This window comes from Fortiea sp. LEGE XX443 (genome assembly GCF_015206815.1).
In the GTDB taxonomy this organism is placed as follows: Bacteria; Cyanobacteriota; Cyanobacteriia; order Cyanobacteriales; family Nostocaceae; genus Nostoc_B.
In genome coordinates this window covers 40,737-54,825 of record NZ_JADEXZ010000005.1, presented here as the reverse complement: position 1 = coordinate 54,825, position 14,089 = coordinate 40,737, and the positions used below count along the sequence as shown (strand labels likewise).

The 14,089-nt window shown below is 40.1% G+C and carries 13 protein-coding genes and 1 pseudogene; 3 read left to right on the top strand and 11 right to left on the bottom strand.

The window, feature by feature from the left end:
- Positions 1 to 14 precede the first annotated feature (14 nt).
- The 5 genes from IQ259_RS03785 to IQ259_RS03765 form a co-directional block, all read right to left on the bottom strand.
- Positions 15 to 2,348 carry a CHASE2 domain-containing protein gene (locus IQ259_RS03785; protein ID WP_193881046.1) on the bottom strand — a complete coding sequence of 778 codons (2,334 nt, stop codon included), beginning with the start codon at positions 2,346 to 2,348 and terminating at the stop codon, positions 15 to 17.
- 99 nt (positions 2,349 to 2,447) lie between these two features.
- On the bottom strand, positions 2,448 to 3,413 hold the full coding sequence (locus tag IQ259_RS03780; protein WP_193881043.1) for a DUF1822 family protein: 966 nt from the start codon (positions 3,411 to 3,413) through the stop codon (positions 2,448 to 2,450).
- A gap of 323 nt (positions 3,414 to 3,736) precedes the next feature.
- Entirely contained in the window at positions 3,737 to 4,291 is a 555-nt protein-coding gene (locus IQ259_RS03775) for an acireductone dioxygenase (protein ID WP_193881041.1), read from the bottom strand.
- A gap of 286 nt (positions 4,292 to 4,577) precedes the next feature.
- Positions 4,578 to 5,024 (bottom strand): tellurite resistance TerB family protein, encoded by a 447-nt coding sequence (locus tag IQ259_RS03770; RefSeq protein ID WP_193881039.1) that lies wholly within the window; start codon positions 5,022 to 5,024, stop codon positions 4,578 to 4,580.
- 179 nt (positions 5,025 to 5,203) lie between these two features.
- Positions 5,204 to 5,341 (bottom strand): hypothetical protein, encoded by a 138-nt coding sequence (locus IQ259_RS03765; RefSeq protein ID WP_193881037.1) that lies wholly within the window; start codon positions 5,339 to 5,341, stop codon positions 5,204 to 5,206.
- A 654-nt stretch (positions 5,342 to 5,995) separates the two neighbouring features.
- Here IQ259_RS03765 and IQ259_RS03760 point away from each other — a divergent pair.
- Positions 5,996 to 6,982 carry a folate-binding protein YgfZ gene (locus IQ259_RS03760; RefSeq protein WP_193881035.1) on the top strand — a complete coding sequence of 329 codons (987 nt, stop codon included), beginning with the start codon at positions 5,996 to 5,998 and terminating at the stop codon, positions 6,980 to 6,982.
- 131 nt (positions 6,983 to 7,113) lie between these two features.
- On the opposite strand, the gene IQ259_RS03755 is transcribed toward IQ259_RS03760, so the two are convergent.
- The 5 genes and pseudogenes from IQ259_RS03755 to IQ259_RS03735 all read right to left on the bottom strand — a co-directional run bounded on the left by IQ259_RS03755 (position 7,114) and on the right by IQ259_RS03735 (position 11,382).
- On the bottom strand, positions 7,114 to 7,476 hold the full coding sequence (locus tag IQ259_RS03755) for an aspartyl protease (protein ID WP_193881033.1): 363 nt from the start codon (positions 7,474 to 7,476) through the stop codon (positions 7,114 to 7,116).
- Positions 7,473 to 7,790, bottom strand: a pseudogene (locus tag IQ259_RS03750) (hypothetical protein). The gene IQ259_RS03755 and the pseudogene IQ259_RS03750 overlap by 4 nt, the downstream one beginning before the upstream one ends.
- Before the next feature lie 13 nt (positions 7,791 to 7,803).
- The gene (locus IQ259_RS03745; protein WP_193881031.1) at positions 7,804 to 9,210 is read right to left on the bottom strand and encodes a DICT sensory domain-containing protein; all 1,407 of its coding nucleotides are present in this window, start codon (positions 9,208 to 9,210) and stop codon (positions 7,804 to 7,806) included.
- Positions 9,211 to 9,517: 307 nt separating this feature from the next.
- Positions 9,518 to 11,047 carry a UDP-N-acetylmuramoyl-L-alanyl-D-glutamate--2,6-diaminopimelate ligase gene (locus tag IQ259_RS03740; protein ID WP_193881029.1) on the bottom strand — a complete coding sequence of 510 codons (1,530 nt, stop codon included), beginning with the start codon at positions 11,045 to 11,047 and terminating at the stop codon, positions 9,518 to 9,520.
- A gap of 32 nt (positions 11,048 to 11,079) precedes the next feature.
- On the bottom strand, positions 11,080 to 11,382 hold the full coding sequence (locus tag IQ259_RS03735) for a glutaredoxin family protein (RefSeq protein ID WP_193881027.1): 303 nt from the start codon (positions 11,380 to 11,382) through the stop codon (positions 11,080 to 11,082).
- Between the two features lie 167 nt (positions 11,383 to 11,549).
- On the opposite strand from IQ259_RS03735, the gene rpiA reads away from it, so the two are divergent.
- Positions 11,550 to 12,257, top strand: coding sequence for a ribose-5-phosphate isomerase RpiA (gene rpiA, locus IQ259_RS03730; protein ID WP_193881024.1), 708 nt, complete (start codon positions 11,550 to 11,552; stop codon positions 12,255 to 12,257).
- 329 nt (positions 12,258 to 12,586) lie between these two features.
- Entirely contained in the window at positions 12,587 to 12,778 is a 192-nt protein-coding gene (locus IQ259_RS03725) for a hypothetical protein (protein WP_193881021.1), read from the top strand.
- Positions 12,779 to 12,905: 127 nt separating this feature from the next.
- On the opposite strand, the gene IQ259_RS03720 is transcribed toward IQ259_RS03725, so the two are convergent.
- On the bottom strand, positions 12,906 to 14,036 hold the full coding sequence (locus IQ259_RS03720; protein WP_193881019.1) for a hypothetical protein: 1,131 nt from the start codon (positions 14,034 to 14,036) through the stop codon (positions 12,906 to 12,908).
- Positions 14,037 to 14,089: the final 53 nt, after the last annotated feature.

The window sequence follows — 14,089 nt, the reverse complement described above, 5'->3', positions numbered from 1 at the left end:
CGGCGGTTAATTATTTATTTTTTAAACTTTTGCCAAAAATCTGATTTGCAATTTTGCATTGAAATCGCACCTGCTGTTCCTACCAACAATAAAGCTGACGGGACAAAAGGAACCCATATACCCCAGATTAATAGACTAAGACACAGTAAATACAGTACGCCAGAGATAATACCTACCGCTAATGCTAACATCGGTAGCCACCGCCACCGCCAAGCCAGTAATCCTCCTACCACAGACCAACTCCAAATCCAGATAAATTCAAACCAATATGACCAAACTGTCAGCAATGGTCGTTTATTCAAGACTGCACTGAGAATTTGGCTGATCATCTGTGCTTGTACTAGCACTCCTGGCGTTTGTACATCTAATCTGCTGCCATAGGGAGTAGCCCAGTAGTCAGGAAAATCACCCCTAGCTTTTACACCAATCAAGATGATTCTATCTTTGATGACATCAGAGTTCATCGGACTAGATAAAATCTGGGTGAGTGTGACTGTTTCAGCAATTTTCTTGGCCGCGCGATAGTTGAGTAAGGTTTGTCCGCCATTAGCATCGATGCCTTGATAACCTCCACTACGAGACGATAGACGCGGAAAAACGGTATTACCCAACTGTAAATTTCCTTGTGGGGTGAATTTTGGTTCAATTCCCAAAGGTAAAAGATAGCGGAATGCTAATTGTGTACTAAAGGCATAGTCAGCTGTACATAAAGATGCTGTCTCTGGGGTGAAAAACATCAGATGGCGACGTACAACTCCATCAGTATCACGGATAAAATCACTGAATCCTTGCCGTTTTTTGGGTATTTCTGGCGGTGGTTCAATGCCTTTGGTCATAACTGTCGAATCGCTACCTTTACATACACCAATCAAATTGGCTGTTTTTTGCAATCGCAAAATCAAATCTGGCTGTTCAGCTGGAAAATCACGATAAATATCTAAACCGATCGCTCGCGGTCTGTGCTGCTCTAATTTTATTAGTAGGGCATTTAATGATTTGTCAGAAAGCGAAGTTCCCTTCAAAATCTCACCGTTACGGCGTTGTGTTGCTAAATCATCATCGTCAATTGTGATAATTAACAGCCGTGAATCGGGGCTTTCTTCAGGACGCGATCGCATCATAAAATCAAATGCTTGGAGTTCTGCACTTTGGAGTCCTCCAAAAAACCGCAACCCCAAAATTATACCTGTCATCACCACACTAGAGAATAAACCTAATTTCCATCGCAATTTGAGAGATTGGGGTAAAATCTGAACTTCTGGCATGACAGTGGGTGTGAGTTCTTGCCAAGTCAGCGGTATCTGGGCTGGATTTTGACAAATTACAGGTAGCCACGTAGCACAGGGAAATCTATCTTCTAAGCCTTGTAATCGTTCTCGCGCTTGGCGTACTGCTTGGTATAAGGGTTTTCCCCCAGCAAAGCTAGTTAAAAAATACTTCAAAAATTCTTGGGCTACCTGGTCGGGGACAGGTTCGCGCATAATTACCATTTGAGGGATTTGGAGATCAGCTAGTTCTCGCGCCAGTCCCAAACCATCACAGGAGTTAAAAATCGCCAAATGCAAACCTTTTTCAATGGCTTGCTTGAGGGCATATTTTAACTCGTTAATGCTGAGGCTATCGGTTTTATTTAAATAAATTCGCCCGGTGACATCATCTCCTTGACTAGAACTGTGTCCGGCAAAGAATAAAATATCCCAATTTTTTCCCCACAGATAATCGCTTAATTCTTGACGCTGTGGTTCTACTAAAAAGGTGATATCGGCATTTTGACACTGTTGCAAAATCGCTAAATCAGCCTGAGTATCAATTCCCTGACTATTGCCGACAATAGCTAAAATTTTGACTTTGGGGTTTTGGGTGCGGGGTTGGAGGATGCGATCATAGGTTGGTGATGCGATCGCTATTTCTGTTTTAGGATAGCGATCGAGTAATTCCCACAGATGCCAAGGTAATCTCTGCAATTGGCTATTATCTGTTTGTAAAATTACCCGCACTTCGTCTGTCGGCATGAGTTTTTCTAGCCATTTCTCTCTTAAAGGGCGAAACTCTTCTGCTCGTAACCAAGTGTTAAAACGTGCCTGTAAAACGTGAGCTAAATCTTGACAACTTTGGGTGATAGAAACGTTGGTTACTTGGATCTTCTCAGCATCCAAACGATAACTGTTGCCTGTCTGGCGATAACTCGATTGCCAACGGGTGTAGTAAAGCGGCATTTCTGGACATGGCGGCAATCTACCAGTGATTTCGGTTGTCGGGCGATCGCTTTCTTCCCCAATCTGAAGATTAACACCAAATCCTTCGTTAAAACTAGCATCTGTAAATTTCAAAACCACTAACTTAGCCATGACCGTCACTGCACTGGAAGTTAAAAGTCAAAAGGCAAAACATCTTGAGATCGTTCAATCCAAAATCTACAATCTAAAATTCTTCTGACTCCTGAATTCTCAAATAATAAAGTGTTCTTTAATACTCATATCACCTAATGAGATTCCCACACTAAATTGTTCTTGCATTTCACCACGAAATTGCAACTGGATGTAATTATCAGCACTTCTGGCTTGAGCTTCCAAAAATACCTCTCCCGACTCATCTAAAACCGTGAGTTTTAATCCTTCAGGTAAATAAATTTGATTGCCTGTAGGGTGTAATTGTAAACGAATGCTGGTTTGAACATTTGGTTCTGGGCTAATTTCTACAATTAGCATCAAGGGTTGGTTAACTAGTTGGATACCCAAATCAATCAATTTTGCCCGTTTGGTAGCTGCTTGCGGCTGGTTGGATGATTCTTCCGTAGTTACACCACCACGAAAAGCATAAGCAGGTCTAGATTCTAACAAATCTCGCAATGATTCCACCGTTTCCCAGCCAGCATCAACTTGACCGATAAACCATTGGCTCAAATTTATCAGTGTTTGGATTGGAGAAGTTTTCAAATGTGCGATGCGGTCAATTAATTTTTCTAGAGGTTGCAGTTGATGTAAAGGTAATAATTCAGTGTCCACACTCCGAATAAAACCTAATAGGTTTGCTTCTTGCAGTGATTCATCTACTTGCACTACTACATAACCTACTCGGTCTTCCCAAGTTTCTGGCGGCATTAAGCATACCTGTTCGGGCAATTTTATTGGGCGACATTCCAGACGACCAACAGAGGAAATTTCCAGGTCGGCTACGTTGGTACACAACTGCATTATGGGGTTCCAACTATCCCCAACGTTGAGGTTAGTGGGAATTTCCATCATTTGCAAATAGTCATTTACCACCCACACAGCTAATGTATTCAATCGAACTTGCTCTGCTTTTGTGGGGTTAGGTTGTTGATTGGCAAATTGTTGAGCAATTGTGTGAGCTGCTTGAGTAATGGGCAATTTGATACCTAAATCGTCTACTCTGTGGGTACTTTTAGTCATGGTTTAATACTCTGTTGTCAAGGACGGTGCTGTGGTATATATCGCCTGCATTCACTAAATTTATGCCACAAAATCGGAAAGAAGAGGAATTTCTGCACGTTGTTGTGTTACCAGAGGTTTGGACTCACGACAGGAATCAAAATTAAAACCCAGGGGTACGCAGAGTTTTTATGAAATGTTTATTTTTTGAGCGACTAAGTAGAAAGGTGCAAATAAACCGAACTATGTAACGGAAAGTAAAGTAGCTTGAAAACCTGTTCCCTTCTGCCTTCTGCCTCCTGCCTTGTCATAACGACAATTTTTAACACCGACCTACTTAATAGTTAGTGCGGCTTGTTGAGGGAATCGCTCAATTGAGTATTTGTGTAATTGGGAACCCAACCTTCTGCTGAGGTGAAATAGCGCACGCCTTTAAAATTTAAAGATGCTGTGGGACTACACCAATGCTCAACTCCTGCGGGGATAGAAATGTAGTCTTGAGATTGCACTAAAAGCTGTACTTGGCTACCATCTGGTCTGACAAAGCCAAAGATCATTTCTCCAGCTAATACATAGAGGAGTTCAGGCGCAGTATGAGTATGGTAACGACTATAAGTATCAAGCAGCATCTGGAGATTAGGCACACCTGGATGCACATTCAACAAGTCACACCAGAGAGAATTATTATCTTGTTGAAGAAATTCAAAGACGCTGTTATGCAATTCTACGATGTAGTCTTTCTCTAAGGCAGTCAAAACATCCTGTTCTAGTAGATTGACGAAAAGAAGCGATGTTCCTGGGTCATAGTGTTTGAGATGCACATCAACAGGAGCAAGTTCACGCACTATCTGACTTAAATCGCTCTCGACAGTACATTCTTCTAGTAATAGGATCGCCATGACAGAAAAAAATGATTAACTTTTAAAAAGTATACTCAAATTTGATCCAATAAGTCACAATCACCGATAGATATGCTGGAGTATATTTATCAGTTACGTACCCACACACTGATGGTGAATAATTTTAAATTTTGCATTTTAAAACAACTATGGTGATGAATTATCATCCTTACCATAAACATCACAATTTGGCGATTGAGCGTTAAACAGCCAAATCCATCTTTAGTAACTTAAAATTAGTGAAAATTACATGATAGTTTAGATGACAAGGAATATTTTAAACTCACTATCTCTGATTTTTGATCATTAAAACTTGCAAGATTTTTATGGCGATATCACAAGGAATATCTAAAGCACGGTACAAGTCATTTAAAAAATTTTTTTCTTCTTCTGTAACTATGGTTTCTGTCATTACCAAATCTGCGGCTACAGCAAACGCTGCTTCTCGTAGCTCTGGCGATAAAGATTCTTTAGCTGCATTAAATAAGGCATTAAAACCATCGTGCCGAAGAATACTTAGATTTTTTTCTAACAGCTTGTTGATGATATCTTCGGAATAACTACTAAAAAGTTGGAGCCGTGACAGTACAGTGGAGATACTACGCACTTGCTGTTCGGAAAGCACCGCATCCGAAGTAATCGCTACCAAAGCAATAGCAGCAAAAGCTTCTGTTGATGTTAATACCTCTGGGGCTTGGTTTTCTCTGCCCAGGATTGTGTCTAATAAATTCATAATCTTTGCTCCTGGATTTGAGTCTCAGTAGCGTACAGTTACCTTGATGTTGTTGAACTTTCAGGTAGTTCTGCAACGCTGTGAGACTTTCAACATTTAGTGTTCCCAGGATTTGACTACGGCGAACACCTACCTGTACTTGGTGGTTTTTGGCAAGTAGTACACCATCAAGCTCTAAGTTAGCGTTCTCCTGTTTTTTCAATTGTTTCTATCATTGCCAATCCTATACCAGAAGCTGCAATTAGCAGTATTGCTGATAGCAAATAGGCGTTAGTAAACATCCGAAGGGCATCATCAAAGAAAATATAGGTGGTCATTGCATCACCTTTGAACTCTATGTAGCTAGTACTATTTATTTCTCAACATGCTGACTAATGATTCCCGTTGAAAAATTGCTAGTAATTGCATCTTAACAAAACTTTAGCTCCTAAAGTAAGAGGTTTCTAAGTTTTTCTTTCTGAAGATTCTGTGAATTTCAGCAGAATTTGGTAAATAAAAATACGGAAACTTTTTTATGTAGAAATTCAAGCATCCTAAACTACCGCAAAATTGTCTATAAAATTAGTAAATTAAGTAACATATTAGCTGTAATTTTTATACAATGTTGGACAGGTAAATATCGACAAAATGCTGATTTTACAACGATATAGACGGCAATACAAAATATATTGCGGCTGGAATACTGATAAAAAAAGTTGTTGTCAATTCATTTTTAACCTTTAGCTATTTTTTTCAATAAATTTTTTGATTACTTAATCAGTACTAAGGGTAAAAAATATGGACAACATGATAGTCGTAAGTTGTGAACAAGATTTTGTAAAGAATTGTAAAGATTAATTGTCTTGTAGAGGTGGCTAATTTTGGATGATGAAATAGGCGATCGCCTATTGATGATACATTGAAGCAGCAAGCTTGGATTTGCTAAGATTTCCAATGCGTAAACTTTTGAAACAGGGCAACTCTTCACTACCATGCCAAAATCTGCAATTGACGCTAAAGACGCAGCAGCTATCCAAGCCGTAAGAGAAGGGGTTGCTGTGTGCGATCGCTCTTTTTGGGGACGCATCCGTGTTTCTGACGAAGACCGCATCCGCTTTTTACACAATCAAAGTACTAACGATTTCCAGAGTCTCAAGCCTGGACAAGGCTGTGATACCGTGATGGTGACATCCACCGCCCGGACAATTGACTTAGTAAGTGCCTACATTCTTGATGATGCAGTACTGCTGTTGGTTTCGCCCAATCGTCGAGAAATTTTAATGCAATGGCTAGATCGCTACATCTTTTTTGCTGATAAAGTGCAGTTAACAGATGTGACAAATGAAACTGCTACCTTCAGCCTCATCGGAACAGCCAGTGATGTGATTGTAGAAAAGTTGGGGGCTGGTGCAATTATTGGTCAACCCTATGGCAATCATCTTTTGGTTGGTGATGGCATGATTGTAGCCGTGGGTAGTGGGTTAGCTTCTCCGGGATATACGCTAATTCTGCCAGCTGCCGAAAAACAGAAAGTGTGGCAGCAAATCTTAGCATTAGGAGCAGTCGAGTTGAGCGATCGCGCTTGGGACGCGTTACGAATTATTCAAGGAAGACCAATCCCAGATGCAGAACTGACTGATGATTATAATCCTTTAGAAGTTGGTTTATGGCAGACTATTTCTTTGAATAAAGGTTGTTATATCGGACAAGAAACCATCGCCCGATTGAATACCTATAAAGGTGTCAAACAAAATCTTTGGGGTATTCGTCTCAGCGCTCCCGTGGACATTGGAAGTGCGATCGCCCTTGGAGGTGACAAAATTGGTACGCTCACTAGTTATACTGAGACGAGTGACGGTTATTTTGGACTAGGTTATATTCGCACTAAAGCTGGTGGTATTGGCTTAAAGGTGCAAGTGGGAGAAGTTGAGGGTGAAGTTGTAGAAATTCCATTTGTTTCTCATGAGTATCCACTGTGAGCATCTTGTTGAGCGATCGCTCACAAATATGTAGCAGTTAGGTACACTTAAGCTAATAATCATTCAAATTTCATCCCCGCGTCTCTCCTTCTCCGCGTCACCAAGACTATGCAATTTAAAGGCAGATTAGCTTATCCTAGCGTTAACACTTTAGATGGCAGATCCACTACTAATTTTCGGTTTTTTAACCACTGGCCACCAAGTAGTATTTCTAGCAGTCCTTGTCCTACATGAACAGGAATATCAAAGTTTTCTCCATCAATTCGCACTTTTCCTAAATAGATATCAAATTCCGCTTCTCCTTGGGCTGTTAGCATTGTTTGCTGTTCTAAATATATCCAATCAAGTGCTGCTAAATCCTGGTTATTAATTGCCAGCCACCAAGAAAACCCTGTATCAAAAAGTGCATCTACTGGTATTTCTAATCCATCAACAGCTATCAACTCTATCTCAAAAAATAATTCATCTTCATCACCAAAGTTTCCAGAAATCATATCCTACCGCACACCCCAGTTTCATTGATGCGGAAAACATGCAGCCTAGCATTTGGGTATTTTTTATGTGCTAGTTGTGTAACTAGTAATACATCCTCATTAATAAAATATTCTCCACTTTCTGGCTCAACTGCCATGTACTAGTTGTAGTGTGTTCTTACTAATTCTGGTTGTACTTGAGCAAAAATGAATTTGCAGCGTTGTTTGAATGCTTCTCGTTCAGCTTTCCATTGAGCTTTCTGTTCTTCCGTCCACTGAATTTCAGGGAAAATTCTTCCCCGACGTAGTGTATGAGTAGACTTTGCTTCAGTCATAGTTGCTCCCACTTCACTGTAATGGTGCTTTGTTACGAGCAGTTACTAACTGGACTGTAAAAGTAGAACCTTCATCTAGTTTACTTCTCACAGAAATAGAACCACTACAACGCCACAATAACCGCTTGACAATAGTTAAGCCCAATCCAGCACCACTCAGTTCTTCAGTAACTCCAGAACGTACACGATAAAAGCAGTCAAAGATTTTAAAAATTTCGCTTTCAGCAATACCAATACCTGTATCACGAAATTCTAACTGCACATAATCGCCATAAAGACGCGCTTTGACCCAGACTTGCCCACCTTTGGGGGTAAATTTAATGCTGTTATGTAGCAAATTAATCACTATCTGCTTAATTCCACCAGTGACACACCAAACAGATGGGAGTTCTGTGGGTACAGTGTAGGCGAGCATAATTCCTTTTTCTTGAGCCACAGGCTGGTAGGTGCTAACTACTCCGGGTACGATATCCGACAGGCGCACTAATTCTAGACTTGTTTCTTCTAAATTATGCTCCAGATTGACAATATCCAATAGACCAGTGATCAGTGTACTCTGGCGATCGCACTGAGTATTTAGCATTTGTAAATAACGTTGTCGCTGCGGCGGTTTTAGGGTGGGGGAATTTAACAGCGACAGTGCTGTTTTCATATGTGTTAGGGGTGTTCGCAACTCCTGACACACACTGCTTAAGTAAGCATCTTTGAGTTGCTCTTTGTTTTGCAACTTTTGATTTTGCTCTTGTAACTTGGCAATGCGTTTGTTCGCAATTTGACGATGAATTACATTCTGGCGCTGGAGTTGTTTTACCAGTAGTTGACTCATGAGCGCTGGTTCTATTGTATTGGGGTAAATCAACTCAGCCGGAAAAACTGCGGATGATTCAGGTGCAGCCACCTGTTTCATACCATCTAAAACTTGCTGAATTACTCTCCCTTCCATTGTTATGACAGCCAGCAATGACGGAATTTTATTATTTTTGGCTTTGTTGCTGTTTTGATTTTTTTGACGTGGACGACGCGCCACTATTAAACTACAAAATTGTGGCGAGGATACTATGAGAAAGTATTCTCGCCGTAGTTGATAATTTGTCGGTAATTGCACCCAGTTTTCCTGGGTTGGGGTGGTGCTTCTAGTATTTTCTTCTTCCTCACTGCTAATTTTCCCCATTCGACAAATATTAATAACTCCAGATGCACCGATCGCAGATTGATAACGCCTTAATTCTGTGTGCCAAATTTTTCCTGGGGGTAATTTAACCCAAAAAGTTGCGGCAATCTGCTGCTCAATCAATAAATCTATTTGCGACCTCACTAGCGATAACAGACTAGCAGGATTGCTTGGCAATGGTTGAGGTGGTGCTTCCACTCCCAAGGCCAGCTGATATACGGATAGCTCCTTACGCAGAGAATCATTCATGAGTCAAGCACAACAAGGAAGAGGAGGAAGAAATAATTATGTCATTGATTGCTAGTTTTATGTATATGTTTTTTACAAAAAGACTACGTAAAATACATTAAGTTATAAAAGGGCAAAGAAAGTATGAAGTGTGAAGTCTAAAGTCTGAAATAACTTTTAATGTGAATTAGGTGGTGAAAACCTTGTAATTTAGTTGCCGATTCTCACATTATGGTTTTGAACAAGCCGGAAAACCTTATGCAATCACATAATTTTTTAATCCACACCCAGCGCGAAGCATAAAACTTCATACTTCATACTTCACACTTCACACTTCATACTTTCCTAGTCTTTCCTGTAAAGCATCCCGCGCATGTTCTCGGTCATCAAAGTGGATTTTTTCTGTACCCAGAATTTGGTAGTCTTCATGACCTTTACCAGCTAACAACACTCCGTCACCGGGTTGGGCTTGTAAAATAGCGGTACGAATGGCTGTCGCCCGATCGCAAATTACAGTCGGTTGCACAGTGTCGGGAATTCCGGCTAAAACATCTTGCAGAATTCTTTCTGGGTCTTCGGTGCGGGGATTATCGGAAGTTACTACAGCCACATCTGCTAAATCTGCGGCGATTTTACCCATTTTCGGACGTTTAGTGCGATCGCGATCGCCACCACAACCAAACACGCAAATCATTTTACCAGGAATAAACGGCCGTGCTGCTTTGAGCAAGTTTTCTAAGCTATCGGGGGTATGAGCATAATCGACAATGACGCTGATATCTTGTTGGGGAGTAACTTGTACTCGTTCCATCCGTCCAGGAACTCCGGGAAAATCAGCAATTGCAGCTGCGACTAACTGTAAGTCTAGTCCTAAATGGAGAACTGCTCCCACTGCTGCTAAAACATTTTCTAAATTGTATTGTCCAACCAAAGGTGAACGAAACGCCACTTCACCCTTTGGTGTATGTAATCTCCCATTTACACCATTTGGTTCATAGTGTAAATCACTCATCCACAAATCGGTATTGCGATCGCCTATGGCGGGGCGCAGCCCATCGCTGACACTGTAACTCCAAACTTGCTCTGGGGGCAATCCGGCTATTAATCTTTGTCCGTAGGAGTCATCAGCGTTAATTATTGCTTTTCCCTTCAGATAATCGGGACTAAATAACAACGCCTTCGCCGCAAAATAGTCCTCCATGTCGCTGTGATAGTCCAAATGGTCTTGGGTGAGATTGGTAAATACTCCCACCTCAAACGGACAACCCAAAACTCGACCTTGGGCTAAAGCGTGAGAACTCACTTCCATTGCGCCAAACTCACAACCAGCATTTACTGCTGCTGCAAGTTGCTGCTGTAGTTCCACTGCAAACGGTGTAGTGTGGACAGCAGTTTGCACAAAACCCGGCCAGCGAGTGTATAAAGTCCCCATCAAAGCCGTAGCTAGATGAGCTTTATTGAGCAGAAATTCAATTAAGTGAGTAGTGGTCGTTTTACCGTTTGTGCCGGTTACACCCACTAATTTGAGTTTTTGCCCTGGATAATCGTAGAAAGTCGCAGCTATTTGCGCGCAAGCTTGAGTCATATCACCGGCGCTAATCACCACAGCCTCCGGCGTGGGAGGATTTTTTTCGGCTGCTTCGGAAGAAACGATCGCCGCTACCGCACCAGAGGCGATCGCACTTGGCCAAAATTCTCCACCATCTACCCGTGTTCCTGGCATTCCAATAAATAAATCTCCTGCACCGCAAGCATGGGAGTTAGTTTTTAACCCCTTAACTTCCGCGTTTTCTAAAACAGAATTATTAGGCAATTGTGCCACACTATCTACTGCTGCTAGTAATTCCCGCAATTTCATCTTGTGAACCTCGCCACACGCTCGTCTTGCGCTTATTCTGCATCATTTTTTTTGGTATTGGATAAATACTTACATAACATTTGCTGAATTTGCTGGACATTAGCACGGGGAGAAGGACGCGGTAAAGGTTGCTCAATCACCTCTGCGCCTTGAATATGGGCTAAAACCAGCACTGGTACTTCATATTCATACGCCAGCCACCAATCTTCACGAGTTGTAATGTCACGGATTTCTAACTCTACAGTCAAATTTTGCGTCTCTAAAATTTGTGCTAATTTTTCCTGCAAGCCCTCGCACAAATGACAACCAGGTTTACTGTATAAAATCAATCTCATAGAAGTATGAAGTATGAAGTGTGAAGTATGAAGTATGAAATTTTATGCTTCATTCTTCATTAATTCTAAAATTACAGCAAGTTCTAAGAGATAGCCGACAAAAAGGCGGGATGGTGTCGTCTGCCTTTTAAGATGGACTATAGTTCAGTTTTTGTGGAGTTTTGGGAATGACCGCAACAGATCCTGTAAAGTTGATGAAACAAGAGGTTGGTAAAGCCGCCGCCCTACTAGTAAAATCAGGTTCAATTGTCGGTTTAGGTACGGGTTCAACTACAGCTTATACAATTCAGTATTTAGGCGATCGCCTTAAATCTGGTGAACTAAAAGATATTGTCGGTATTCCTACTTCTTTTCAATCAGAAGTATTAGCGAAGGAGTATGGTGTTCCTCTCACCACCTTAGACGCTGTTGACCACATTGATATTGCCATTGATGGGGCAGATGAAGTTGACCCCCAGAAGAATTTGATTAAAGGCGGCGGTGCAGCACATACCCGCGAAAAGGTAGTTGATTATTTAGCCAGTCAATTTGTTGTCGTCATAGACAGTGGTAAATTAGTAGACCGCTTGGGTTCTGCGTTTGCAGTCCCCGTAGAAGTCATCCCAATGGCAATTACTCCCGTCACCAATGCCATTAAACAACTTGGAGGTAAACCAGAACTGCGTATGGGTGTAAAAAAAGCCGGGCCAGTCATCACCGACCAAGGTAACTTTGTTCTTGATGTCAGATTTGACTCAATTGACGACCCAGTAAACCTAGAAAAAATTCTTAATAACATTCCTGGCGTTTTAGAAAACGGCATTTTTGTCAACTGTGCAGATGTAGTTTTAGTTGGCGAAGTAGTAGACGGTCAACCAGTAGTGCGGCAATTGTAATATCAATTTGCCTTGAGTGAAAGTGCGGAATATCTGAAGAAGATGAGGAGGAATAATCAGTTACTTCCTCATCTCCCCCTATTTCTCAATAAGATTTCTAAGCACAACTTATAGCAATTCGCAACACTTAGGCTCCTTTCCCTGCGAGACGCTATGCGTAGTAGTAGGTTGCGTTATGGACGACAGTCCTAACCCACCGAAAATCTTCTAATACTTTTGTCAATCAACAGCAAGATATACCTAACAATATCATAATCAAAATTGATGACGATAGCATCACCATTGCTGAATTCAAAGAAATCGCAGCCGAAGAAGATGCGAAAGTAGAAATGAAGATTTTTCGAGAAATTCTTGCAGGAGAAAAACACTACTTTCAAGGAAAAAGAGACTTTTTGTTAGCCAATGCAGGTTTATTATTATTGGCTGCTAACAAAGTACCTAATATTCATGAAAACATTGTAAGTCAACTCAAAACAGGAGTGCAAATGGCTGAATATTTAATTAATTCCTGTAAGTCATAAAAAAAATTCCATCAGCTATTATTGACACTATAATAAAATCTTTATTGGACATCAAGCAAGAAAGCTAACTTTCATAATGAATTGCATGATAACCAATAAATATGTGGTGAATTATTCATTTATTTTATTAACTCAGATAGATGAATAACTCACCACAACTTGGATATTTGTTCAGAAAAAGCTGTCTCACATTTTCGTGTAAATCATCCATAGCAACACCCGTTGGTTTAAAAAACCTACCTTTAATTTTGATTTGAATATCTTGTTTATTAGCAATATCTTGGAATAATCTAGTGTTTTGGATGTAATAACCCTGTTCACATAAAATATATTTTACTTTATCGTAACTACCTTGAACTAGGTTGCGTTGAATCACCTCAACTTTAACGTACAGGCAATTTTCTAAAGAAATAGTTCTAGTATCTTGCCATATCTCGTCAAATCTTTCATTGATAAATGTAGCTACAGGAGAATCTACAGGTAATCTTAACTGTTTACCCATAGTTGTCAATTTTCCAGAGCGAAAGAAAGTAACGAATAAATTCGGAGTACACATGTAAATAGCTAAAGGTTGGCTAATGTTATATAGCTTAACTTTTAATTTATCTTCTTTTTTATTAGCTGCTAGTTTGTAAATTATTTCCTGTATCTCTCGCAGATTGATATAAATTCTTTCAGCAATATTAATATTGCTAAATTCCTCAGACACACCTTGCAATTCTGCAAAACGAGCTGCAACTAAATCTTTATTTTCTGGATTTAGTAGCAAAATTTCAACCTCTGCACTATTGTTTTCAATATATTGCAATATAGCTTGAGTAAATTTTTCCTTGTAGACATTATCTCTCAATAATTCTGTCCAAGTCTCTAATATTCTAATGGTAACGATAGAATTATTAGGGTTTCTTTTGCCAATTTTTGTGTTCTTAACTATAGAAATAAATTCAGATTTATTAAAATAATCTAACTCTACTCCTTGCTGTTCATCCAATTCTTTTAAGTGATAAAAAACAACATCAAAAGCAATAAAAGTACATACCGCACCCAGTAAATTAAAACCCATATTTTGCCAAATATTTAACCAATCAATTTCACCTTGAAATAGCAATGGCGAAATAATTAATAATACTGATATTCCAGAAAGAGCAGAACCAACTTTTACAGATGGACTCCGCAGTAAATTTCTGAATTTGCTCAAAATTGAATTAAATCTATACTGTCTAAGTTGTCTTGCCTGCATTGGCATTCTAAGTTTCATTAGATTCACTCTCCTTAAATTTATGATTGGTTTATAAGTGAATACAGATACGG

Coding starts and splice junctions, on each gene's coding strand:
- IQ259_RS03760 (WP_193881035.1), top strand. CDS start 5,996: ATGCCAAAATCTGCAATTGACGCTAAAGACGCAGCAGCTATCCAAGCC.
- rpiA (WP_193881024.1), top strand. CDS start 11,550: ATGACCGCAACAGATCCTGTAAAGTTGATGAAACAAGAGGTTGGTAAA.
- IQ259_RS03725 (WP_193881021.1), top strand. CDS start 12,587: ATGAAGATTTTTCGAGAAATTCTTGCAGGAGAAAAACACTACTTTCAA.
- IQ259_RS03780 (WP_193881043.1), bottom strand. CDS start 3,413: ATGACTAAAAGTACCCACAGAGTAGACGATTTAGGTATCAAATTGCCC.
- IQ259_RS03765 (WP_193881037.1), bottom strand. CDS start 5,341: ATGACCACCTATATTTTCTTTGATGATGCCCTTCGGATGTTTACTAAC.
- IQ259_RS03770 (WP_193881039.1), bottom strand. CDS start 5,024: ATGAATTTATTAGACACAATCCTGGGCAGAGAAAACCAAGCCCCAGAG.
- IQ259_RS03720 (WP_193881019.1), bottom strand. CDS start 14,036: ATGAAACTTAGAATGCCAATGCAGGCAAGACAACTTAGACAGTATAGA.
- IQ259_RS03775 (WP_193881041.1), bottom strand. CDS start 4,291: ATGGCGATCCTATTACTAGAAGAATGTACTGTCGAGAGCGATTTAAGT.
- IQ259_RS03735 (WP_193881027.1), bottom strand. CDS start 11,382: ATGAGATTGATTTTATACAGTAAACCTGGTTGTCATTTGTGCGAGGGC.
- IQ259_RS03755 (WP_193881033.1), bottom strand. CDS start 7,476: ATGATTTCTGGAAACTTTGGTGATGAAGATGAATTATTTTTTGAGATA.
- IQ259_RS03785 (WP_193881046.1), bottom strand. CDS start 2,348: ATGGCTAAGTTAGTGGTTTTGAAATTTACAGATGCTAGTTTTAACGAA.
- IQ259_RS03740 (WP_193881029.1), bottom strand. CDS start 11,047: ATGAAATTGCGGGAATTACTAGCAGCAGTAGATAGTGTGGCACAATTG.
- IQ259_RS03745 (WP_193881031.1), bottom strand. CDS start 9,210: ATGAATGATTCTCTGCGTAAGGAGCTATCCGTATATCAGCTGGCCTTG.